Genomic DNA, 19,606 nt, shown 5'->3' with positions numbered 1-19,606 from the left:
GCAACTCCGACATCGACCAGTTGGACCCTCACTGCGGGTGCTACTGCAAATGATCCTATTACCATTGTTTGCGCAGATCCTACAGTACATCAATGCTAGTTTAAATAAAATGGTTTAAAGACACGCAGAAGTAAATCTGCGTGTCTTTCTTTTATATTTCTATTGGGTATTTCTCCTGTTATGTGGACGATTCCTTAACGAAAGCCTATGGAACAAAACGAAAATTTCAATCGGATCAGATATATGCCTCGGAAGAAAATATGAGCCATCAGTATCATTGACAAAGGAGAACTAGATGAAGGTATTACGAAATCAAAAAGGTTTTACGTTAATTGAATTAATTATCGTGATCGTGGTATTAGGAATTCTTGCTGCGGTTGCAATTCCTAAATATGTGGATATGCAGACGAATGCCCAGGCTGCCGCGGACGTAGGCTATATCGCAGGCTTAAGAAGTGTGCTAGCGGTTAACTTTGCTGGACAAAGGTTAGGTAAGACCGTTGCCGCAGGAACCGTTTGTGTCAATGCTACAGGAACCGTTTTACCATTATTTTCGGCGGTAGAAGGCTGTCTTACGGGGTCACAACCGTCAACGTTAACTCCTAATCCCGTGGTTGCAGCTACAGTTACATTGACAGGCTTAGCGCAACTCCGACATCGACCAGTTGGACCCTCACTGCGGGTGCTACTGCAAATGATCCTATTACCATTGTTTGCGCAGATCCTACAGTACATCAATGCTAGTTTAAATAAAATGGTTTAAAGACACGCAGAAGTAAATCTGCGAGTCTTTCTTTAATAAATATTTTGAGAAATGTGGCTTGTGAATCATATTGCAAGGCAAAAAGGGTTTACCCTAATTGAATTTGTAATTGTTATATTAATCGTCGCAATTTTGTCGGCGGCTGCGTATGAGCTTTTAGGAGATTCGACAACGACCAAAGTTTATGGCACGGCGCGGAAAATTCAGTCGGATATTACCTACGCCCAAGAACAAGCGATGACCCATAGGGTTCATTACCGTGTACAGTTTACCACGGCGACAAACAGTTACACAGTGCAAGCCTGTTCCAACCAAAACACTCCCTGCCCGGGGTGGAGTTCTATTCTTGATCCTTCAACGAACGCGTCGCCTTTTGCGATTGCACTGAACACAGGAAGTTACACCAGTGTTTTGCTCTTTTCGACGACCTTTGGGTGCGACTATTTAGAATTTAATTCAGCAGGTGTTCCAATGGAGGGAAGTGCAGGGGTTTGCCCGACACCCCCTGTTTCAATTACAGGATTTAAAACGGTTACCCTAAATCCAGGCGGCCGAACCGTAACCGTTGTCGCCGGTACCGGCAAAACCTCTGTTCCTTAAAACTATTCATAATGAGTCCATAGCCTTAAGATTTTTACAACCTTTTCTTCATCCAGTACCTGGTAAACCACGCGGTGCTGAATATTGATTCGACGTGAGCAGGCCCCCTTTAGATCCCCAACAAGTTTTTCATAAGGTGGAGGAGACTGAAAAGGATGGTCCTCAAGTATTTTAAGAATCTTTTGGGCTTTACCTTTTAGACCGGAACGGGCAAGTTTTTTCGCATCTTTTTGGGCCTGGGAGGTAAAAACCAGTTTCCATTTTACCACTTTAACTTGTCAGCACATTTTTCTATTGGGGTTTGCATTCCTTTAATAATTGATTCTCGCATTCCAGGAATAGAAAGCAGAAATAAAGTTTCTTCAATGGCGGACCAGTCCTCTTCCCCTATCAGAATAGCGTTATGCAGTTTACCCGAAATTTTAACGGGAGTGTGTGATTCCGCCGTCTCATCGATAAGTTTATAAAAGGAAGAACGAGCTTTTGTAATCGAAATCGTTTTCATTCAAGGCCCCTCAGGTTTTTCTTTTAAAATACGTAATAACGTACGTTTTGTCAAAGCTTTTCTTTTTACCCAAGAATATGGACGGACCCATAATAGCTTTTATATTCCATCAGTTTTCCCCCATCTTATTTCCTTATACCCAAAGGCCTCCATAAAGCTTTCAAAGTGCAAATCGTTTTACGTCTGTTTTCCTGGCGGACGCCTGCCATCTCACAATCTTGTCGAGCGCCCGGCTGCGCTTGACATGTGTGGACGAATGTGTGATACTTTGAAAAAATGAAATAAAGGGGGTAAATCATGGCAACGAATCTTGCCCTGGATGACCGGCTGATTGAAGAGGCAAAACTGTTGGGTGGCCATAAAACAAAAAAAGAGGCGGTGACCGATGCTCTCAAAGAATATATTCATCGTCATAAACAGAAAAAGATTCTGGAGTTATTTGGAACATTGGAATGGGATCCCATATACGATTATAAAAAATCCAGATTGAAACGATGAATGTTATTGTCGATACCTCTGTCTGGTCATTGGCGCTTCGCAGAAAATCAAGCCAGACCACTCCTCCCGTTGAAAAACTGACCGACTTGATTCAAAATGAGGAAAATATTTTTCTGTTAGGAGTTGTTTTACAGGAGCTTTTACAGGGGATTAAATTTTCAAAAGATTTTGCCCGTTTATTAGAACAGCTTTTCCCCTTTCCACTTATTGAGCCTCATCGTAAAGATTATATTGAAGCCGCACGTCTTAGAAACCATTGTTCTTCGAAAGGAGTTCAGGCGGGTACGATCGATTTTTTAATTGCCTCTATTTGTATCAGGTATGACTGTTACCTTTTGACGACAGATCACGATTTCAATTCGATTGCGGGGTGCTCCACCCTCAAGCTTTTAAAATAAAAAAAACAAAATCATTTTCAGGGTTTTCTTTCTCTTCTTCGGACTCCCCAAAGAGATTTCTATATTCTATAATTATAGAAAAGGCGATCAGAAATATTTCAAATTCAAAATCGTTTTACACCCGCTTTCCTGGCGGCCTTCTGCAACTCTTCATCCAGCGTTGCCAGCGGTATCCCCTCACGCAGAGCCAGTTCAAGATAAGAGGCGTCATAAGCGGATAGCCGGTAGCGCCGCGCCAACTGAAGGGTGTCTGACAGCGCATGAGAGAAAGTAGCCTCATCCACTTCGATATCCACCCCTTCAAGCATCTCAAGGAATACACCGCTGCGAGCCTCTGTGACGAGCCCCTTCGCTTCCGCCCTGGAAATGACGTTGGCCACTTCGAGTCCCCATGTCACCGGAACGAGAGCACTCGCGTTCTTCATTACGTCAAGCACTTTCCCGGCGTAGGCAAGTTCCAGCGGCTTGCCGTCCCCGAAGAACCAGCGCATAGCCACGGAGTTGTCGAGAACAAAGTTCACGCGCGCCCCTCTTCAATGAGTTCCTTGATATTCACCCCGTGCACCGGATTCTCCAGCATGAAAGCCTTAATCTTTTTCACCGCCGCAACCTTGTCTTTCGTCTTCACGCTGGCGCTCGGCACAAGGTCTGCGATGGCTTCGCCGCGATTGGTAATTGTGAAGCTCTTACCCTCCTTCACCTGCCGCAGCAACATGGACAGGTTAGTCTTTGCTTTGTACGAACCAATTTCGATTTTCATCATTTCCTCCGTTACGGCGAACAGTATCATATAGACCAGTATATAGACCAGTCTATTGAAAGTCAAGCGCAAAAAACATCAGTGGATTCGTGCATACAAAATGACTCCTCTCCCCGTGGGAGAGTCTGGGTGAGGGGGGAGAAGGAAATTTCGTTTTTATTTGTTTCTTTTTCCAGTAATTCGGCAATGAAACGATTTAAACTTAACCCTTTTCCCGATGCAGTAAGCACAATGCGCCTGTGTAAATCCAGCCCGATACGCACATTAAATACTCGTAGATCGCATCAGTGCTTCCTGGAGTCAACAGGTTTACCGCTCTCCATTCCACATACAACCTTACCAAAGTGGTATCATCAGAAAGTCCAAGCCGAATCGGCCTGAATAATTTAGCAGATTAGATTTGATATCTATATAACATATAGTTATATTATAGACGTGATTGAATTTGAGTGGGATGAGCGAAAAAATGAATCTAACCGTAAAAAACACAGAATTTGGTTTGAAGAAGCCCAACAGGTATTTGATGATCCAAATGGCCTGGTGTTTTACGATGAAGACCACTCAAATCACGAGGATCGGTTTCTTTTATTGGGGTTAAGTGGTTCTGCTAGAGTTTTGGTCATTGTCTTTTGCGAAAGAAATAAACGCGAAATTGTTCGTATCATTTCAGCCAGAAAAGCGACTAAAAAGGAGATTAAAAGTTATGAAGAAGGAATATGATTTTTCAAAAATGAAAGCTAAAAAAAATCCCTATGCCTCAAGAAAGAAAGCCGTTGGAATTAATCTAAGCACGGAGGTTATTGATTATTTCAAAGGTCTTTCTAAAGAATCGGGGATTCCTTATCAAACCTTGATTGATCTTTACCTGCGTGATTGTGTGAAGAGTAAGAAGAAACCGAAGTTTGAATGGGCGGCGTAACAATTTAGTTTTCGCTTCGTACGAACCAATTTCAATTTTCATCATTTCCTCCGTTGCATTGCTCCATATAGACCAGTCGAGCGAAAATCAAGCCAAAACCCAAACCCTTTCCTTGACGAAAACCATTTAAGCGATACACTTTCAGTATGTTCCAAAATCAACGGGGTTTTACCCTCATAGAAATCTTAATAACGATCGTTTTATTGGCCATTATTACGTCTGGATTAATGGCGATGTTTACGACGTTTTCTCAAAGCAATGGCGACCCTTCGGTGATCACTCAGGCAACGGAACTGGCGCAGGAAAAACTGGACCTGATCATTGCCGACAAAGAAAATTCAGCCAGGGGGTTTAATTATGTGACCAGTGCCATTTACCCCGCTGAAAATCCTGTACCGGGTTTTTCTGGTTTCAATCGAAGTGTCAATGTCATTTTTGTGAATACAGGGGCGCTAAACGCCACTGTTGCGGGTCCAACCAATTATAAAAATATAATGGTTTCGGTAACGTCCAAAACAGGAACAGTGACAACCAGCACCCTCATCGGAAGTTACTAAAGGCAATTCTTATGTTCAAAAGAATTTTACAGAAGTTAATTCTGTTCAATCAGAAAGGTTTTACAATGGTTGAGTTAGCCATTGTGATTGTTTTAATCGGAATTATCGCGATGACCGCCAGTCTTCTGATTGGTCAGGCGGCCCAAACTTATCAAAAGGAAGACAATTATTCCGCTATTTTAAATCAGGGAAGGTTGGCCCTTGAAAAAATGGCCAGAGAGATCAGGATGATTAAAAACCCGGCGGCTATTTCAACCTGCACTACCACACCCACTACTCCACAGCGGCTTATTTTTACCGATGTTCAAGGAAATTCGATTACGTATCGTTATGCTGGAGGCATCCTTTCAGACGGGGGAAACACTCTTGCCGATAACCTGAGCAGTTTTACATTTACCTACAGGGATTCTTCAGGGAACCCTACCACTGTCTGTTCCTCAATCTGGAACATTACTCTAAATTTAACTCCCGCTCAAGGGGGAGAGACCCTTCCCCTGCAGATCACCGTTCATCCGAGGAATTTTTAGATCGATGTTTTTTAGAAACCAAACAGGGGTGGCGTTATTGGCGGTGATCTTTTTCCTCGTGGTCATGGCTTTTGTCGGAGTAATTTTTATCTCTCTCTCTTCCAATAATATGACTCAGTCTGTCAACGAAGTTTATTCCAGCAGAGCCCTGTATATTGCCGAAGGCGGATTGGAAAGAGCAGGAAGGTATTTATTAAAGAGAGAAGGATCCCCTCCCTGCACAACCTGTACCTGTGCTTCTATTAATACAAGCACATCTTTTAACGGAGCTGTTCCGGCCTTTACAGCGTCGGGAAGCGGACAGTTTACTGTAACCTCTGTTTTTAATAATAACCTGGCGCCGACTTCTTTGTTTGCTTTGACTGATAATGTGACGACAACGATTCCTGCGACAGCGGCAAATCTTTCGGTTTCAGGGTATGCCTCATTTGGCCGGATCATGATCGATAAGGAAATGATTGACTATACCGCTCTGGGGCAAGGCGCAGGAGTGTGTGGCGGAGGCGCACCCTCTTGTTTTGTCGGGGCCGTCCGAGGGGCGGATGGAACAGCTCCCGCACAGCATGTCATTGGCACTTCCGTTGCTCAAACACAATGTCTATTAACCTCTACCGGGGGTGTTCCAACCATTGGCGCAGGAACAAACCAGAGGGTCGTCAGTCAGGCGGATGTGGTTCAGAACGGTTGGGCAGTGGGAAACACAGCTGGTGGGATCACCCCTCCTAGAATGTTTCTTTGGGATGGGAGCTCCTGGGCTGATAGGACTGCTGTAGCGCCTGGTGGAATTGGTAATTTAACTTCTGTTTCGATGCTTTCTCCTGCAGATGGTTGGGCAGTAAGTGGGTCCGCTTCGGGACGTTTTATTCGTTGGAACGGTGTCAATTGGTCATCTTTTCCTCTTCCTGCCGCTCGTCCACTCAATTCCATTTACATGAATGCCTCAAACGATGGCTGGGCAGTGGGAAACCCGGGAGGGGTTGCGGCCCAACAGCCACTTATCTATTATTGGGACGGGACGACCTGGTCTCTCAGAAAAACCGGTTTACCGGCTATTAACCGGAACCTTAACTCTGTTTACTGCAACAGCAATTCTTTGCCTGTTAATTGTTGGGCAGTAGGCAATGCGGGAGGTGTTGCCGCACAGCGCCCGTTAATTCTTTATTGGAATGGGGCATCGTGGGGGCCAAGAAATTCCCTCCTGGGAATTTCCAGTAATCTTAACTCTGTTTACTGCAACAGCAATCTTGTTCCTGTCACCTGCTGGGCGGTGGGGAATACAGCCGGGGGCGCTCCAGCGAATGAACGTCCCTTCATTTTATATTGGAACGGGGCAACGTGGGCGCGACAAAACTCTCTCCTGGGAATTCCTCGTAATCTTAACTCTGTTTACTGCAACAGCAATCTTGTTCCTGTCACCTGCTGGGCGGTGGGAAATCCGGGAGGAGGTGGGCAACGGCCTTTAATTTTGTATTGGAATGGAGCGACATGGTCCCTTAGAAACTCAGTCAGAAATTTTGCCGGGACAGCTGTTACGATTAATCTCCCTCTTCGATCGGTATCCTGCGTGACCTCCAATGATTGCTGGGCCGTGGGAAGTCCGGGAGGCGCGGGTCAACGGCCGTTGGTCCTTCATTGGAACGGCACAGATTGGATCATTGAAACCCTGAACAGTCAGAATACGATATTAAATAGTGTTTATCTTATCGGACCGAAGCGACCCAATATCGCCTGGCGGGAAGTTCCCCAGTGATTTTAGCCTCTTTCAGACGTGATTACTCCAGTCGCCGGGCTTGACAGATTTCCGTTTGACGCTATCCTTTTATAAGAAAGGCGACGATCGCGTCGCTTTTTTGAGGCTTTTAACTGTAGAAGTTTAGATTTAATTTTGTGTTTAGTTTCAACAATAAACAATGTATTGATCACGAAAGAACTTAAATAAGTCGATGAGAACATCTGAAATTTTAGAAAAGGTGAAAATCCCGCGGCACAAACTCTATTACCTGGAACAGAAGGGGTATATCTCTCCAAAGCGGATTCCGATGGGGGATTTAGAGTCCCGGGATTATTCAAAGGAAGATTTTTTAAAAATTGAGGCCATCTGGAAATACCTTAAAAAAGGATTTAAACACCGGATCGCTTTTGAACAGGCGATGAAAGAGATCAGCGGAGAAAAAAGGTGAATTTTAACCGTCCTTTAATTGGAATGGATATCGGCGAATCGAGCATCAAACTTTCGGTTATTTCTAAAAAGGAAGAGAAGTTTTTTTTGGACTACGCCCACATCTTGCCTTTTATGCCGAACGGGCGTTCCGATGGAAATAATGAAAATAGGGAAAATTACCCGTTAACACCCGAAATGTTAATCAGTCTGAAAGGGGTTTTTGAAAATTTTCAGTTTAAAAAAAATCCGGTGGTGGTGAATTATACGGGAAAAACCCCTTTAATCCGTTATTTAAAGTTGCCCGAAATGCCCCAAAACGAGGTGGAAGAAGCGATAAAATGGGAAGCCCAAAAGCTGATGACGGAACCCCTGGAGACCAAGGTGATTGATTACGCTGTCCTTCAGAAAAATGAAGAGAGTGGAAAGGTTGTATTGCATCTTATTCTTGTCGCGGTGGATAAAAGTGATATTTCGGAGGAACTGAACAATATCGGGAGAGCTGGAATTTATCCCCGTTTGATGGATGTCAACCCTCTCGCTTTGCTTAAAGTCGTTGAACTCAATCATTCCCCGGAAAAGGATCATGACCTGATCTTTATGGATATCGGTTCCGCCAAAATGGAGATTAATATTTGCCGCGAAGGAGTCTTGCGGTTTACCCGGCAAATCAAGCATGGAGGGAACGACATTTCCCGCGCGATGATGGCAAAAGAAACCATTTCTTTTGACGAGGCGGAAAACATCAAAAAAAAGGATGGGTTAAACCATTCTGAGTTTAAAAGCGTCATAAAGGAAGAAATGGACCGGATGGTTCTCGAAGTTCAACGGTCGATGGACTATTACCGGACTCAATTTCGGGACCCTTTGTTTCAAAAAATCATTTTAATGGGAGGAACCCCCTTAATGGCTGGTTTTCGGGATTACTTTGAAACCCATTTTGACCTGCCGGTTGTTCTTGAAAATCCTTTTTCTTCTATGGTCTGCAGTTCGGATTTTTTAAAAGAATTAAATCCGATGGGTTCCCTTTGGGCAGGTTCCATCGGCCTGGCTTTAAGGGGCAAGTTGCCGGGAAACGCATAAGTGAAGCGCCTGGCTTTGCCAGCGCGAAACGCGGGGTTCGGGGGCATTGAGCGTAGTCTGCGAAGGTCCCCGAGTATTAAGATGAAGAGAGAAATAAATTTAATAACGGACGAGTTCGTCTTTGACCCGTTCAGCCGGATTCAACCAAAACTATTGGCGGTCTGGCTGGTTATTTTGATTTTAGGGTTTGCCTGGGAGATCGGTTCACGAATGGTGGAGATTAAAGAGAGGAAAGCCGAACTGACTCAACTTCAAAACCGTCTTGCCCAAATTTCTAAGGAAGAGCAGGACCTGACCCTCTTTATTCAGAAAAACGGCCAGATGGAAAGCGAAAATTTTTTTAAAGAGGTCATTAAATGGAAAGAAATTCTTTCTGTAATAAGCTCAACGGTTCCTGAAGGGGCATGGCTTAAAAACCTTGAGGGAGGAATAACACAGGGCGGGGGATCGGATGGAAATCCGCAATCTGCTTTTAAAGAGATAAAGTTCGTCGGTTTTGCCAATTCTTACGCGCCGATAACCCTTCTTCTTTCAAGGCTTGAACGTCAGCCTCTCTTTTCCCAAATTCGATTGATTTACACCCAAAAAGGGGAGAGTCATGAAGATCGGGCTATCCACTTCGAAATAACAGGAAGGATCAATTGACCTTTTTGGAAAAAATCAATCAATTCCTGGGATTAAAACGATTTCCCGTTTTATATCAAACGTTGAAGGATCCCATTTATGCCGGAATCTTGTTGACCTTGATCATCACCCTGATCGGCGGTTTATTTTATGGCCCTAAAAAACGCGAGGTGACCCGATTAAACGAGGAGCGAAATTTAACGCAGTCGCAGACGGTCCAAAAAGAAAAGAACCTCTCTCTTTTGAAGGAACAGGTCAATAGAATCAACTTAAGGCTTCAACGAAGGTCGTTGAACATCGACCATCTTACGGCCAATGAACGAAAAATGTCCCAGGTTTTGGAGAAGATGGCTCTTTTGGCCGCCGGAGATTCGGTTGAAGTGATTTCATTCCGACCGGACTCCCGGCAGGAAGAGGAAAAAGAGGTCCTTTTAACCGTAAGGGTCAAGGTTAAAACCCGTTTTAATGAACTTGAGCGTTATTTATCCAAGCTGGACCATTTTCCCCAACCGGTTAAAATTGATCGGATTAAGATTGAAACCCTGGAGGACGAAACCCCATTGATTTTTGCTGAACTGCTTGTGACGACGCGGCTTAAGAAAGAGGAAGGATGAAAAACATTCTGTTTACGTTAATCCTGTTTTTTCTGGTCTTGTTGGGATCTCAAATCGTTCCCGGCCAATCTTTAAAGTCTCGGGTTGACCAGAACCCCGAAAACCGGGACCCTTTTCATCTGCCGCGTCAAAAAGTCTTAAGCCATCCCGCTCCGGGGGGAGTTCAGGTTGATCAATGGAGATTGACCGGCATTTTAGTCGGAGCGTCGGGAAGTAAATCAGCGATTATCAATAATCGAATCGTATCAGAAGGGGATCAGATCATGGGAGGCACCGTTGCCGTTATCGATTCCGACCGGGTTATTTTAAAGGGGGCTTTTGGGTCCAGGGAGATTCGAATTCTCCCATTTTTATCGGACAGCCAATGAAAAAAAGGATATCTATTATGAGAAACTCTAATCGGTGGATGGTTTTATTATTCTTTAGCCTCTCTCTTTTATTTATTGAAAAAGCCTTGGGCCAGGATCATATCGTGAGAATCCTGCCAGAGGGTGAAAATAACGGAAATTCATCAAGATTTTCTCTTGAATTTCGGGAGGCCGATGTAAAAGATGTTCTCCGGGCCATCGGGCAGGAAAATCATATCAATGTCATTATCAGGGAGGATGTAAAAGGGAAAGTGACCTTGAGCTTCAAAAACGTCACGCTGGATGAAGCCCTGGATGCGATCTTACGAAACCAAAATCTTTGGGCGAGCAAAAACGGGTCTATCATGACGATTGCCCATACCTCTTCTCCCGAAGGGGAAGAAGATCTGGTAACCCGCCTGATCCCGGTAAATTATGCCACCGTAAAAGATCTCCAGGACTCCGTGAAAGGCCTATTAAGCAAAAAAGGGAATATCGCGGTGGATTCCCGTTCTAACTCACTCATTATTAAAGATATTCCTGAAAATATCGAAAAAATATCAACTCTGGTAAAAACGCTGGATAATAAAACCCCCCAGGTCATGATTGAGGCAAAAATTGTTGAAGCAAATACCAACTTTACGCGTGAACTGGGAATCCAATGGGGAGGTCTTTATAATAACGGGAATTATTCCCTCCTGGGTGGCGTGACCAAAAGCTCATCTACCGACACGTTTTTTAATCCACTGACCAACGGGATAGGATATAGCGGCGCTCCTTATGCCGTGAATCTGCCGGCCACGGTTGGACCCGGCCTGGGAGGCTCAATCGGTTTGTCTTATGCGAATATTGCCAACAATTTGCTTTTAGATGTTCAACTATCCGCCATGCAGGACACCGGAAAGGGAAAAATATTGTCGAAACCCAAAATTCTGACGCTCGATCATAAAGAAGCGAGAATTTCGAGCGGGACGGAAATCTTGATTCCAACCGCAACCCTTGTTTCGGGAGGAGCAACCTCCGGCGGGACTCCCACAGGCTCTTCAGCAACCAGCGGGGTTACGACGATAAACGCAAAACTGGAGTTAGTGGTAACGCCTCATATTACGCCGGACCATCAGATCCTGATGCACATAAGAACTGAGAAAAAAGAACCCGACTACAGCCACCAGGTTCAAAATATTCCTCCACTCACGACCCGAACGGCTGAAACAGATTTAATTGTCAAAAACGGTTCGACGGTCGCCATAGGGGGAATTATTACGAAAAATGAATCTGTCAAAGAAAATGGAATTCCCTTTTTATCAGACATTCCTATTTTGGGATGGTTGTTTAAAAAGCAAAATAAAGGAAATCAGGAGACGGAATTAATCATCTTTATTACGCCTTCCGAGTATAATGATGAAATCGCCGACAACCTGTCAAATTCAAAAAATGTACAAAAGTGACAGTTTTTGTCATTCTTAACCATCCATTTTTTAATTTTTATCAAATAAAACAATAAGTTGGAATTTAAAATCGAAGGCACGGGCCTTGCTTACTATCAGGGGTAAGGATTTTTCTATTTTTATCCAAATAGCCTCAATAACCTAAGTTTGTAAATGAATTGTTAAGACTTTTGACCTTGACTTTTCAAAATTTCATATGTTAGTGTCAGCCCCGTTTGGTTGAAAAGAGTTAAAAAATAGCTTCGCTGCGATATCGTAAGCGAGAAGCCGGCTTTGCCAGTTCGAGTGCGGGCCTGGGGCATCGGAGGATTGCGGAGCAACCGCATGGGCCCCAAATATAATCGACAGCAAGCTTTGTGGGAGGAAACAGATATGGAAAAACATGAAGAGTCTTACACGATCATGGTTCTTCCCAACCCGACGTCAAAGACCTATCGATTTTGCGTCACCAAAAAGACCTTAAAAAAGATCGCAGGCATTTCTTCGTGCGGCGTTCTTTTATTGATTTTTTTCCTGTTTCAATATTTTTATCTGATTGGAGAGACATGGGAGTTGAATTCCCTTCAAAAGGAAACCGTTGCCCAAAAACTTCAGCTTCAAATGTTTTCCAACCGAATTGAAGACCTTAAAAAACAGATGGTCCGTTTAAAAGAACTGGACGCAAAGTTAAGAGTGATTGCGGATATCGGGCCGTCAAAGGTAAATACGGAGTTTTTTGGAATGGGCGGAGCGGAAGCGGCAAGCCCTATCGAAAATTTAATTGAAAATAAAAACAACCCCTCGGGGATGATTAAAAAAATGGAACAGGATGTTTCGCTCCTCCAGTCGGCTTCGATTCAACAGCAGGTTAGTTTTCAGGAATTAAGCGAAGTTATGAAGGAACACCAAACGATGTGGACCTCGACCCCGTCGGTCTGGCCGGTGAAGGGTTGGATGACGTCCGGTTTCGGAAACCGGGTTTCCCCTTTTACGGGAATGGTCTCCCTTCATAAGGGGATTGATATTGCCGCGAAACCCGAAACGCCGATTACCGCTCCCGCCGCCGGAATTGTGAGGTATGACGGCTTTGACAGCGGTTTTGGCCGTGAAGTGAGAATAGAACATGGTTACGGCATGGAGACGGTTTACGGCCATTTGGCGAAGTCTGCCGTAAAAGTCGGACAGCGGATAAAAAGAGGAGATATTATCGGCTACGTCGGAAATACCGGCCTTTCAACGGGCCCGCATCTTCATTACGAAATTCATGTTAATTCGGTTCCCGTCAACCCGCTAAAGTATATTATTAATTAACAGATTAATGAAATTACATTTTATTGTAGGGGCAGGCCCCCGTGCCTGCCCTGGGCGACTCCTGCATTTCAAAAAACCTGGGGGAAGATAGAATTCCTCCAGGTTTTTTTATTTTTCAGAAATGGTTTTTTGAATTTAATTGTGTTATATTTTTTTAAGTTAATTCAGGATGATTGTAATGTTTGGGATTTTAAAAAAAATTGTAGGCAGTAAAAATGACCGTGAACTGAAGCGGATGTGGCCCCTCGTCCAAAAGGTCAATTCAATCGAGCCTGCCATTTCCCCTCTCTCGGACGCTCAGCTTCAAGCCAAAACTCCCGAGTTTAAAAAACGGATTTCAGAAGGAGAAACCCTGGATCAGCTTTTGCCCGAAGCGTTTGCGGTTGTCCGGGAGGCTTCTAAACGGGTTTTAGGGATGAGGCACTTTGATGTCCAGATTTTGGGAGGGGTTGTTCTCCATGAGGGGAAAATCGCCGAAATGAAAACCGGGGAAGGGAAGACCCTTGTCGCGACCCTTCCGGTTTATTTAAATGCGCTCGCCGGAACAGGGGTCCACGTGGTAACGGTGAATGATTATCTCGCTAAAAGAGATAGCCAATGGATGGGCCAGCTTTATCAATTTCTGGGGCTTTCTGTCGGTCTGATTCAGCATGACCTTGATGACAGCGAAAGGCAGATCGCTTATGGAAACGACGTTACCTATGGGACCAATAATGAGTTCGGGTTTGATTATTTAAGAGACAACATGAAGTTTGACGCCTCTCAATTTGTTCAACGCGACCTGGTTTACGCCATTGTGGACGAAGTCGACAGCATCCTGATTGACGAAGCGAGAACCCCCTTGATCATTTCCGGCCCATCGGAAGAATCCACCGATCTTTATTATCAGGTCGACAAGGTTATCCCTTCCCTTAAACCGGAAGCTGATTTTACCATAGAAGAGAAAACCAAAACGGCTTCCCTGACCGACGAGGGAAACATTAAAGTTGAACGTTACCTTGGCGTGCAAAACCTCTATGATTTGTCCAATATTTCATTGGTCCACCATGTTCAGCAGGCATTGAGAGCCCATGTTTTGTTTAAGCGGGATGTCGATTATGTCGTTAAAGACGGAGAGGTTCTCATTGTCGATGAGTTTACGGGGCGTTTAATGCCGGGACGCCGCTGGAGCGACGGTCTCCATCAAGCGATCGAAGCAAAGGAAGGCGTAAAAATCGCAAGTGAAAATCAAACCCTTGCGACGATTACCTTCCAGAATTATTTCCGGATGTATCAAAAACTATCGGGAATGACCGGGACGGCCGATACGGAAGCCGCTGAATTCAACAAGATTTATAACCTGGATGTCGTTGTGGTTCCCGCTAACCGTGCGATGGTCCGTGTCGATTACCCGGATGTCATTTACCGTACCGAGGCGGAAAAATTTAAAGCGATCTCTGAAGAAATCGAAACCCTGAATAAGACCGGTGAGCCGGTTTTAGTAGGAACGATCTCGATAGAAAAATCGGAAAAGCTCAGCGGCCTTTTAAGGCGAAAGGGGGTTAAGCATTCGGTTTTAAACGCGAAATATCATGAAAAAGAGGCTGAAATTATCGCGCAGGCCGGGCGAAAAAATGCCGTGACCATTGCCACGAACATGGCGGGACGAGGCACCGATATTTTATTAGGGGGGAACCCGGAGTTTATTTTAAAAAAAGAGCTTGAAAAAATCGGAGAAGCGACCCCTGAACAGATCGAACAAAAAGGGCGCTACCAAAGGGGAGAAGCTGAACGAGAAAAACAGGAGGTGGTTGGTTTTGGAGGGCTCCATATTATCGGAACGGAACGTCATGAAAGCCGCCGGATTGATAACCAGCTTCGAGGCCGTTCGGGGCGGCAGGGGGATCCGGGGTCTTCCCGGTTTTATTTGTCGTTAGAGGATGATCTCCTTCGCATTTTTGGTTCTGACCGGATTTCCGGCATTATGGGACGCCTCGGGATGGAAGAGGGAATTCCGATCGAAGCTAAAATTGTTACCCGGGCGATTGAAAATGCGCAGAAAAAGGTGGAGGCCCATCATTTTGATATTCGGAAACAACTGATTGAATACGACGATGTCATGAACAAGCAAAGAGAAGTCATTTATGAACAGCGAAAGCAGGTGTTAAAGGGGGAAAATTTAAAAGAAGAGCTCTTTGATATCGCGGATGAATCCATTGAAGGTTTTTTATCCTTTTACTGCAATCCCGAAGTTTACGCGGAAGAATGGGATTTAAAAGGCCTTGGCGAGGCGCTTCAAAGGCAGTTTTCGATTTCAGTCGATTTCGAAAAAGAGCCCCTCAAAGATTCAGGACATGATGGCTTAAAACAAATGGTTCTGGAAGCTGTTACCCGCTCTTATGAGGAAAAAGAAAAGGAAATCGGGCCGGACATTCTTCTCAAAATACAAAAACAAATTATGTTGACCGCCATCGATACCCATTGGAAAGATCACCTCCTGGGAATGGACCATTTAAAAGAGGGGATAGGCCTGCGCGGTTATGGCCAAAAAGATCCGCTCGTGGAATATAAGAAAGAAGGGTTTGAAATGTTCTCCGCCATGATTGGCCGGATCAGGAACGACATGGTCGAACATCTTTTTAAAGTCAAGTTTAGAAAAGAAACCGTTCCGGCAAGACAAACCCCGTTTTTCCAAACTCAAAAAATGGTTTTAAACCGTGGAGAGGAAAGCGCTGCCCGGCCGGCACAAAGGGAGGCGAAAAAAGTGGGTCGAAACGACGACTGCCCCTGCGGAAGCGGTAAAAAATATAAAAAGTGCCATGGCCGATAAATCAAACCTGACCATGCAACTTCTAAGAGAAGAAATTCACCGGTTAAAAGCCGGCGTTCGTCAAAAGGAACGCGAACTCTCCTTTTTTATTAACGCCGGAAAACTATTAACCTCCTCCCTCGAATTTAAAAAAATTGTTCAAACGATACTGGAACAGGCTCATCTTTTGGTGCGGGGCCAAATGTGGACCTTGCTGCTCTTTGACGAAAATTCGAAGGAATTAAATTTCGAGATGATTAAAGGAAAATATAAAAAAACCTTTAAACCCTTTTCGATTAAAGCAGGCCGGGGAATCCCGGGAACGGTTGTTAAAACCGGAACTCCCATCCTGATTTCAAACATCAAAGATAATTTAAAATATTCGACAGAAATTGAAAAAAAGATTTTGGCCCGTCCAAAAACGGTGTTGGCTGTTCCGATTATCAACAAAAAAAAGACGATCGGCGTGCTCGAGATGGTGAACAAAGAAGACCAAACCAGCTTTGACTCCAGGGACCTTGAGCTTCTTTTAAAATTGGTCGACCAGGCGGCGATCGCGATTGAGCGGTCTGTTCTTTATCAACAGATGTCAGATCTGGTCGTGACGGATGATTTGACCAAACTATTTAATTACCGCTATCTGGAACAGACGCTCGATATCGAACTCAGGAGAAGCCAGAGATATAAATCGGAAATCAGCCTTGTCTTCCTGGATATTGACCATTTTAAAAATGTGAACGATGTCCATGGACATCAAACGGGAAGCCAGGTCTTAATTGAGTTAGGCAAGGTTTTAATCGAGAGTCTGCGGGACGTCGATATTATTGCCCGTTATGGGGGAGACGAGTTCGTCATTGTTCTTCCCGAAACCAATGTAGAAACCACGTTTTTTATTATCACACGGCTTCAAAAAAAAATCCGGGAATTTAAATTTTTAAAAAAAAGAGGATTGAACCTCAGGTTGACGGTAAGTTTTGGAATCGCAGGCTTTCCTGTTCACGCGAAAAATAAGCAAGATCTGATCAAATTGGCTGACATGGCCATGTATAAGGCGAAGAATGAAGGGAGGGATAAGATTTTTATCGCGGGAGAAATCTAAAAATGAACCCCGAAATTAAAATAGTAGTGAATATTTCGTTCCTCGGGGAGGAAGGGTTCAATGGGGTAGGCCAGTTGAAAAGCCATGTTGGTGGGGTAAGCGCCGAAGAGATCAAAATCCAGATTTAAACCGCCTCCAAAATCAGACAGGTATTGATGAAAAAGAAGCGGATTCTTTTCATTTGACGCATTTCCGGAATCAATAAAAAGCTCTCCCTGAAGGGTATGAAAAAGGGAAAACCCAAACAGATTCTGATCCAGATCATAATAAAGAGGAAAGGCGTAATCAACGCTGAAAACGCTTTTTTCTGACCCTGACAGGGCTGTTTTAGTATATCCCCGAAGACCTGATCCTCCCCCGGCAGTAAAGGGCAGAGAGAGGGGACCGTTGGATTCCGCCAACTGGGCCTTAAACTTCAGGGTATGGTACGGAGACCATTGAATGCCGTTGGCGTAGTCAAAATAAACTCTTCCATTATAAGGATGCTCGGGTCCGGTAAACTGCAGGTTATATTCAAGGCCGAGGCTGTAATTCAGGTAGCTGATTCGATAGATTAAACCCAAACTTCCTCGAGTTTCGTCTTCTTGTCCCGCCAGGGTGACAATTTCTCCCTTATAATTTCCTCCTAACGTTTGTATGAGCTGATGATCCAGCTTGCCCGGAAAAGTATGATCGAAATCGCCCCGGAACCCCCGGGTCTCTTCAAAACGGTAATAATAAAGACCAAGAACGTTGTGATCATCGTAAAGTCTTCTAAACGATCCGCCAACCTCCAATTCGGGGGTATGGGTTTGGAGATCCATCGTCCCGGTGAATTTATCAAGGAGAAATTTCCATTCGGGAGGTTTCCGGTTGTTAAAAAGATAGGGATCGTTGGTCTGGTGGTCCGGGTCTATTTCAACCGTCTTAACGGGCGAAGGGTTTTTAAAGACAAAAAGCTCCCCGGTTTCTTTAAATAATCGGTTGATTTCCATAACGGACTGGTTTTTAAATATGGCTCTTACCGTAAGGGGTTCGGTCCCTTCTCCTTTTTTGGCGACGGCAACCGTGGTCATATGAACCTTTTCCGTAAAATCGTCCTGGATGTTTTCGATTCCAAAATCAGGCTCAGGAAAAGAATTCAGCCATTGCTGATAAAACCAGTTCAAGTTTTGCCCGGAGAGGGTTTCACTGAGTTCTACAAAAGAGCGTTCTTTCTCTCCCCGGACCGCGGCCAGATAGGCGGAAACAATTTCCAGCGTTTTTTCCTTTCCCAGCAGATTTTGAAGTTTAAACAGGATTCCTGTTCCTTCCGCCCGGGGAGTGTTATAGAGACGGATCTGTTCCCGAAAAGGGAAAGGCTTTGCCTCCTTAAAAAAAACCTGTCTGAAAGCAGGATTAGGGGAATAGAGGATTTCGTCAACCACCGGTAAAAAGGCAAAAGGCGTTAGAAAAGTTTCAAGACCTTCCAAAGGATGTTTGAGTTTTTTATTCAGAAATGCCTGAGTGCTGTAATCGGATAACATTTCAATAATCCAATCTTCTTCCCAGGGAATTTGAGTCCTCCATAACTGAGCATAAATTCCATGGAGAAGCCTGGCGTCATGATACCTTTTTAAAGGAAAAAATATTTTGTAAAGGGTATGGCTGACCAGGACGATCCCCTCTCCTTCTGAATATAAATCATCATAGAGATAGGTCTCGGCGAGCCGTAAGACCGAGGGATTAGACGGACCGTACTCCGTTTCAAAAAACTGCAACGCCTCTTCCGCCAGTTGAAGGACCTGTCGGGCATATTTTTTATCTTTGGAAAAATAGGAATAGTAAATGGCGTGACCGGGTCCTTCCGCAATCATATCCCGGTACCGGGTTGAAAGGATCAACGAGAAAAACCCGGTTTTTTGCGACTGGAGCCGGGACAATTTATAATCGTTAAAAATGGTTTTCGTGATCAGAGTCCCCGTGTGATTGAGTTCAAAGGGCGTCGGGTAGCTGATGTTGACCGTGAAGTCAGCTTTGGGCGGAGGTTTTTTAAACTGCCATGCGTTATTGAAAAAATCGGGAAGGTAAGGATGCCACCCTCCTTCAGTTGAAATGACCGACTTAAACTGTCCGAACGCGCCCAAACGCTCCGGTATGAGGGTTGTAAAATCAAGGGTGAAGGTGGTAAATTGACCTGGAGGGAGAGGGTCTTTTAAAATGATCTGGCAAACCATTTTAGGTCCCAGTCCGGTCTCAAGGTAGTGAATTTCCAGGGAGCGGCCAAGGGAATCAAAAATTTTTGAAATTTCGATTCCGCCGGGTGAAATGGGTTTCGGGAAAGATTTTTTAAATACTTCTGGAGGAAGTGAGAGTGGCGGAGCCAAAAACCGGTTGGGGTAGAGCATTAACGGGATCGCGGCGAGAGGTTCCGGCGAAGGATTTGAAAAGGTGATTTTTATGCTTCCCTCGATCTGAACGGGTTTAGCTCCTGCGAAATGATAACCGGCGTTTATTTCGTAAGAAGGACTGAAAGGCGACGCCTGTGCCGTGTTGCCCGATAAAAAAAAGATAGAAAAAAGTAAAAAGAAGAGGATAGAAGCGCCCGGCCTTAAACAGGCACGCGGAGCGGGTGGGTGGAAAAGCTGCACATTCATGATGTTGGAAGGT

The 19,606-nt window shown here is 44.6% G+C and carries 24 protein-coding genes; 18 read left to right on the top strand and 6 right to left on the bottom strand.

The window, feature by feature from the left end:
• Positions 1 to 295: 295 nt before the first annotated feature.
• Both HYR79_00470 and HYR79_00465 read left to right on the top strand, forming a co-directional pair.
• Complete coding sequence (locus HYR79_00470) at positions 296 to 763, top strand: prepilin-type N-terminal cleavage/methylation domain-containing protein (protein MBI1820160.1); 468 nt, start codon at positions 296 to 298, stop codon at positions 761 to 763.
• A gap of 60 nt (positions 764 to 823) precedes the next feature.
• Positions 824 to 1,363, top strand: coding sequence for a type II secretion system protein (locus HYR79_00465; GenBank protein MBI1820159.1), 540 nt, complete (start codon positions 824 to 826; stop codon positions 1,361 to 1,363).
• 2 nt (positions 1,364 to 1,365) lie between these two features.
• Here HYR79_00465 and HYR79_00460 read toward each other — a convergent pair whose 3' ends face one another.
• The gene (locus HYR79_00460; protein ID MBI1820158.1) at positions 1,366 to 1,632 is read right to left on the bottom strand and encodes a Txe/YoeB family addiction module toxin; all 267 of its coding nucleotides are present in this window, start codon (positions 1,630 to 1,632) and stop codon (positions 1,366 to 1,368) included.
• Positions 1,626 to 1,868, bottom strand: coding sequence for a type II toxin-antitoxin system Phd/YefM family antitoxin (locus HYR79_00455; protein ID MBI1820157.1), 243 nt, complete (start codon positions 1,866 to 1,868; stop codon positions 1,626 to 1,628). Before HYR79_00455 ends, HYR79_00460 begins: the two co-directional genes overlap by 7 nt.
• A gap of 297 nt (positions 1,869 to 2,165) precedes the next feature.
• On the opposite strand from HYR79_00455, the gene HYR79_00450 reads away from it, so the two are divergent.
• Both HYR79_00450 and HYR79_00445 read left to right on the top strand, forming a co-directional pair.
• Complete coding sequence (locus tag HYR79_00450) at positions 2,166 to 2,366, top strand: type II toxin-antitoxin system VapB family antitoxin (protein MBI1820156.1); 201 nt, start codon at positions 2,166 to 2,168, stop codon at positions 2,364 to 2,366.
• On the top strand, positions 2,363 to 2,764 hold the full coding sequence (locus HYR79_00445; protein ID MBI1820155.1) for a PIN domain-containing protein: 402 nt from the start codon (positions 2,363 to 2,365) through the stop codon (positions 2,762 to 2,764). Before HYR79_00450 ends, HYR79_00445 begins: the two co-directional genes overlap by 4 nt.
• A 104-nt stretch (positions 2,765 to 2,868) precedes the next feature.
• Here HYR79_00445 and HYR79_00440 read toward each other — a convergent pair whose 3' ends face one another.
• From HYR79_00440 to HYR79_00430, 3 genes are all read right to left on the bottom strand, one after another.
• Positions 2,869 to 3,285 (bottom strand): type II toxin-antitoxin system VapC family toxin, encoded by a 417-nt coding sequence (locus HYR79_00440; protein MBI1820154.1) that lies wholly within the window; start codon positions 3,283 to 3,285, stop codon positions 2,869 to 2,871.
• A complete protein-coding gene (locus tag HYR79_00435; GenBank protein ID MBI1820153.1) occupies positions 3,282 to 3,524 on the bottom strand; it encodes a type II toxin-antitoxin system prevent-host-death family antitoxin in 243 nt (80 codons plus the stop codon). The genes HYR79_00440 and HYR79_00435 overlap by 4 nt, the downstream gene beginning before the upstream one ends.
• 62 nt (positions 3,525 to 3,586) lie before the next feature.
• On the bottom strand, positions 3,587 to 3,787 hold the full coding sequence (locus tag HYR79_00430; protein ID MBI1820152.1) for a toxin-antitoxin system HicB family antitoxin: 201 nt from the start codon (positions 3,785 to 3,787) through the stop codon (positions 3,587 to 3,589).
• Between the two features lie 166 nt (positions 3,788 to 3,953).
• Here HYR79_00430 and HYR79_00425 point away from each other — a divergent pair, with 166 nt between their 5' ends.
• From HYR79_00425 to HYR79_00360, 14 genes are all read left to right on the top strand, one after another.
• Positions 3,954 to 4,244 carry a BrnT family toxin gene (locus tag HYR79_00425; GenBank protein ID MBI1820151.1) on the top strand — a complete coding sequence of 97 codons (291 nt, stop codon included), beginning with the start codon at positions 3,954 to 3,956 and terminating at the stop codon, positions 4,242 to 4,244.
• Positions 4,228 to 4,443, top strand: coding sequence for a BrnA antitoxin family protein (locus tag HYR79_00420; GenBank protein ID MBI1820150.1), 216 nt, complete (start codon positions 4,228 to 4,230; stop codon positions 4,441 to 4,443). The genes HYR79_00425 and HYR79_00420 overlap by 17 nt, the downstream gene beginning before the upstream one ends.
• Before the next feature lie 146 nt (positions 4,444 to 4,589).
• On the top strand, positions 4,590 to 5,000 hold the full coding sequence (locus HYR79_00415) for a type II secretion system protein (GenBank protein ID MBI1820149.1): 411 nt from the start codon (positions 4,590 to 4,592) through the stop codon (positions 4,998 to 5,000).
• An 11-nt stretch (positions 5,001 to 5,011) separates the two neighbouring features.
• Complete coding sequence (locus HYR79_00410) at positions 5,012 to 5,527, top strand: prepilin-type N-terminal cleavage/methylation domain-containing protein (GenBank protein ID MBI1820148.1); 516 nt, start codon at positions 5,012 to 5,014, stop codon at positions 5,525 to 5,527.
• A 4-nt stretch (positions 5,528 to 5,531) separates the two neighbouring features.
• On the top strand, positions 5,532 to 7,277 hold the full coding sequence (locus HYR79_00405; protein ID MBI1820147.1) for a hypothetical protein: 1,746 nt from the start codon (positions 5,532 to 5,534) through the stop codon (positions 7,275 to 7,277).
• 193 nt (positions 7,278 to 7,470) lie between these two features.
• Complete coding sequence (locus tag HYR79_00400) at positions 7,471 to 7,707, top strand: MerR family transcriptional regulator (protein MBI1820146.1); 237 nt, start codon at positions 7,471 to 7,473, stop codon at positions 7,705 to 7,707.
• Positions 7,704 to 8,768 (top strand): type IV pilus assembly protein PilM, encoded by a 1,065-nt coding sequence (gene pilM, locus HYR79_00395; GenBank protein ID MBI1820145.1) that lies wholly within the window; start codon positions 7,704 to 7,706, stop codon positions 8,766 to 8,768. Before HYR79_00400 ends, pilM begins: the two co-directional genes overlap by 4 nt.
• Positions 8,769 to 8,849: 81 nt before the next feature.
• Positions 8,850 to 9,413: a PilN domain-containing protein gene (locus HYR79_00390; protein MBI1820144.1), complete on the top strand. Its 564-nt coding sequence runs from the start codon at positions 8,850 to 8,852 to the stop codon at positions 9,411 to 9,413.
• The gene (pilO, locus tag HYR79_00385) at positions 9,410 to 10,006 is read left to right on the top strand and encodes a type 4a pilus biogenesis protein PilO (GenBank protein ID MBI1820143.1); all 597 of its coding nucleotides are present in this window, start codon (positions 9,410 to 9,412) and stop codon (positions 10,004 to 10,006) included. Before HYR79_00390 ends, pilO begins: the two co-directional genes overlap by 4 nt.
• The gene (locus HYR79_00380; GenBank protein ID MBI1820142.1) at positions 10,003 to 10,374 is read left to right on the top strand and encodes a hypothetical protein; all 372 of its coding nucleotides are present in this window, start codon (positions 10,003 to 10,005) and stop codon (positions 10,372 to 10,374) included. Before pilO ends, HYR79_00380 begins: the two co-directional genes overlap by 4 nt.
• Positions 10,375 to 10,391: 17 nt before the next feature.
• Positions 10,392 to 11,801 carry a type IV pilus secretin PilQ gene (gene pilQ, locus HYR79_00375; GenBank protein MBI1820141.1) on the top strand — a complete coding sequence of 470 codons (1,410 nt, stop codon included), beginning with the start codon at positions 10,392 to 10,394 and terminating at the stop codon, positions 11,799 to 11,801.
• 372 nt (positions 11,802 to 12,173) lie between these two features.
• Positions 12,174 to 13,091 carry a M23 family metallopeptidase gene (locus HYR79_00370; GenBank protein MBI1820140.1) on the top strand — a complete coding sequence of 306 codons (918 nt, stop codon included), beginning with the start codon at positions 12,174 to 12,176 and terminating at the stop codon, positions 13,089 to 13,091.
• A 178-nt stretch (positions 13,092 to 13,269) separates the two neighbouring features.
• Positions 13,270 to 15,900, top strand: coding sequence for a preprotein translocase subunit SecA (secA, locus tag HYR79_00365; protein MBI1820139.1), 2,631 nt, complete (start codon positions 13,270 to 13,272; stop codon positions 15,898 to 15,900).
• Positions 15,890 to 16,978 carry a sensor domain-containing diguanylate cyclase gene (locus HYR79_00360; protein ID MBI1820138.1) on the top strand — a complete coding sequence of 363 codons (1,089 nt, stop codon included), beginning with the start codon at positions 15,890 to 15,892 and terminating at the stop codon, positions 16,976 to 16,978. Before secA ends, HYR79_00360 begins: the two co-directional genes overlap by 11 nt.
• Here HYR79_00360 and HYR79_00355 read toward each other — a convergent pair.
• Entirely contained in the window at positions 16,975 to 19,593 is a 2,619-nt protein-coding gene (locus tag HYR79_00355) for a hypothetical protein (GenBank protein MBI1820137.1), read from the bottom strand. The two genes, HYR79_00360 and HYR79_00355, sit on opposite strands and share 4 nt — an antisense overlap.
• Positions 19,594 to 19,606 lie beyond the last annotated feature (13 nt).

It is taken from the genome of Nitrospirota bacterium (assembly GCA_016178585.1).
Taxonomy (GTDB): Bacteria; Nitrospirota; Nitrospiria; order JACQBW01; family JACQBW01; genus JACOTA01.
Note: the sequence above shows the minus strand (reverse complement) of the source record. Positions and strands in the feature narration are given on the sequence as shown.

Excerpts from the sequence above, each read along its gene's own strand:
- HYR79_00470 (MBI1820160.1), top strand. The coding sequence starts at position 296 with ATGAAGGTATTACGAAATCAAAAAGGTTTTACGTTAATTGAATTAATT.
- HYR79_00455 (MBI1820157.1), bottom strand. The coding sequence starts at position 1,868 with ATGAAAACGATTTCGATTACAAAAGCTCGTTCTTCCTTTTATAAACTT.
- HYR79_00450 (MBI1820156.1), top strand. The coding sequence starts at position 2,166 with ATGGCAACGAATCTTGCCCTGGATGACCGGCTGATTGAAGAGGCAAAA.
- HYR79_00445 (MBI1820155.1), top strand. The coding sequence starts at position 2,363 with ATGAATGTTATTGTCGATACCTCTGTCTGGTCATTGGCGCTTCGCAGA.
- HYR79_00435 (MBI1820153.1), bottom strand. The coding sequence starts at position 3,524 with ATGAAAATCGAAATTGGTTCGTACAAAGCAAAGACTAACCTGTCCATG.
- HYR79_00420 (MBI1820150.1), top strand. The coding sequence starts at position 4,228 with ATGAAGAAGGAATATGATTTTTCAAAAATGAAAGCTAAAAAAAATCCC.
- HYR79_00415 (MBI1820149.1), top strand. The coding sequence starts at position 4,590 with ATGTTCCAAAATCAACGGGGTTTTACCCTCATAGAAATCTTAATAACG.
- HYR79_00410 (MBI1820148.1), top strand. The coding sequence starts at position 5,012 with ATGTTCAAAAGAATTTTACAGAAGTTAATTCTGTTCAATCAGAAAGGT.
- HYR79_00405 (MBI1820147.1), top strand. The coding sequence starts at position 5,532 with ATGTTTTTTAGAAACCAAACAGGGGTGGCGTTATTGGCGGTGATCTTT.
- HYR79_00400 (MBI1820146.1), top strand. The coding sequence starts at position 7,471 with ATGAGAACATCTGAAATTTTAGAAAAGGTGAAAATCCCGCGGCACAAA.
- HYR79_00390 (MBI1820144.1), top strand. The coding sequence starts at position 8,850 with ATGAAGAGAGAAATAAATTTAATAACGGACGAGTTCGTCTTTGACCCG.
- HYR79_00380 (MBI1820142.1), top strand. The coding sequence starts at position 10,003 with ATGAAAAACATTCTGTTTACGTTAATCCTGTTTTTTCTGGTCTTGTTG.
- pilQ (MBI1820141.1), top strand. The coding sequence starts at position 10,392 with ATGAGAAACTCTAATCGGTGGATGGTTTTATTATTCTTTAGCCTCTCT.
- HYR79_00370 (MBI1820140.1), top strand. The coding sequence starts at position 12,174 with ATGGAAAAACATGAAGAGTCTTACACGATCATGGTTCTTCCCAACCCG.
- secA (MBI1820139.1), top strand. The coding sequence starts at position 13,270 with ATGTTTGGGATTTTAAAAAAAATTGTAGGCAGTAAAAATGACCGTGAA.
- HYR79_00360 (MBI1820138.1), top strand. The coding sequence starts at position 15,890 with ATGGCCGATAAATCAAACCTGACCATGCAACTTCTAAGAGAAGAAATT.
- HYR79_00355 (MBI1820137.1), bottom strand. The coding sequence starts at position 19,593 with ATGAATGTGCAGCTTTTCCACCCACCCGCTCCGCGTGCCTGTTTAAGG.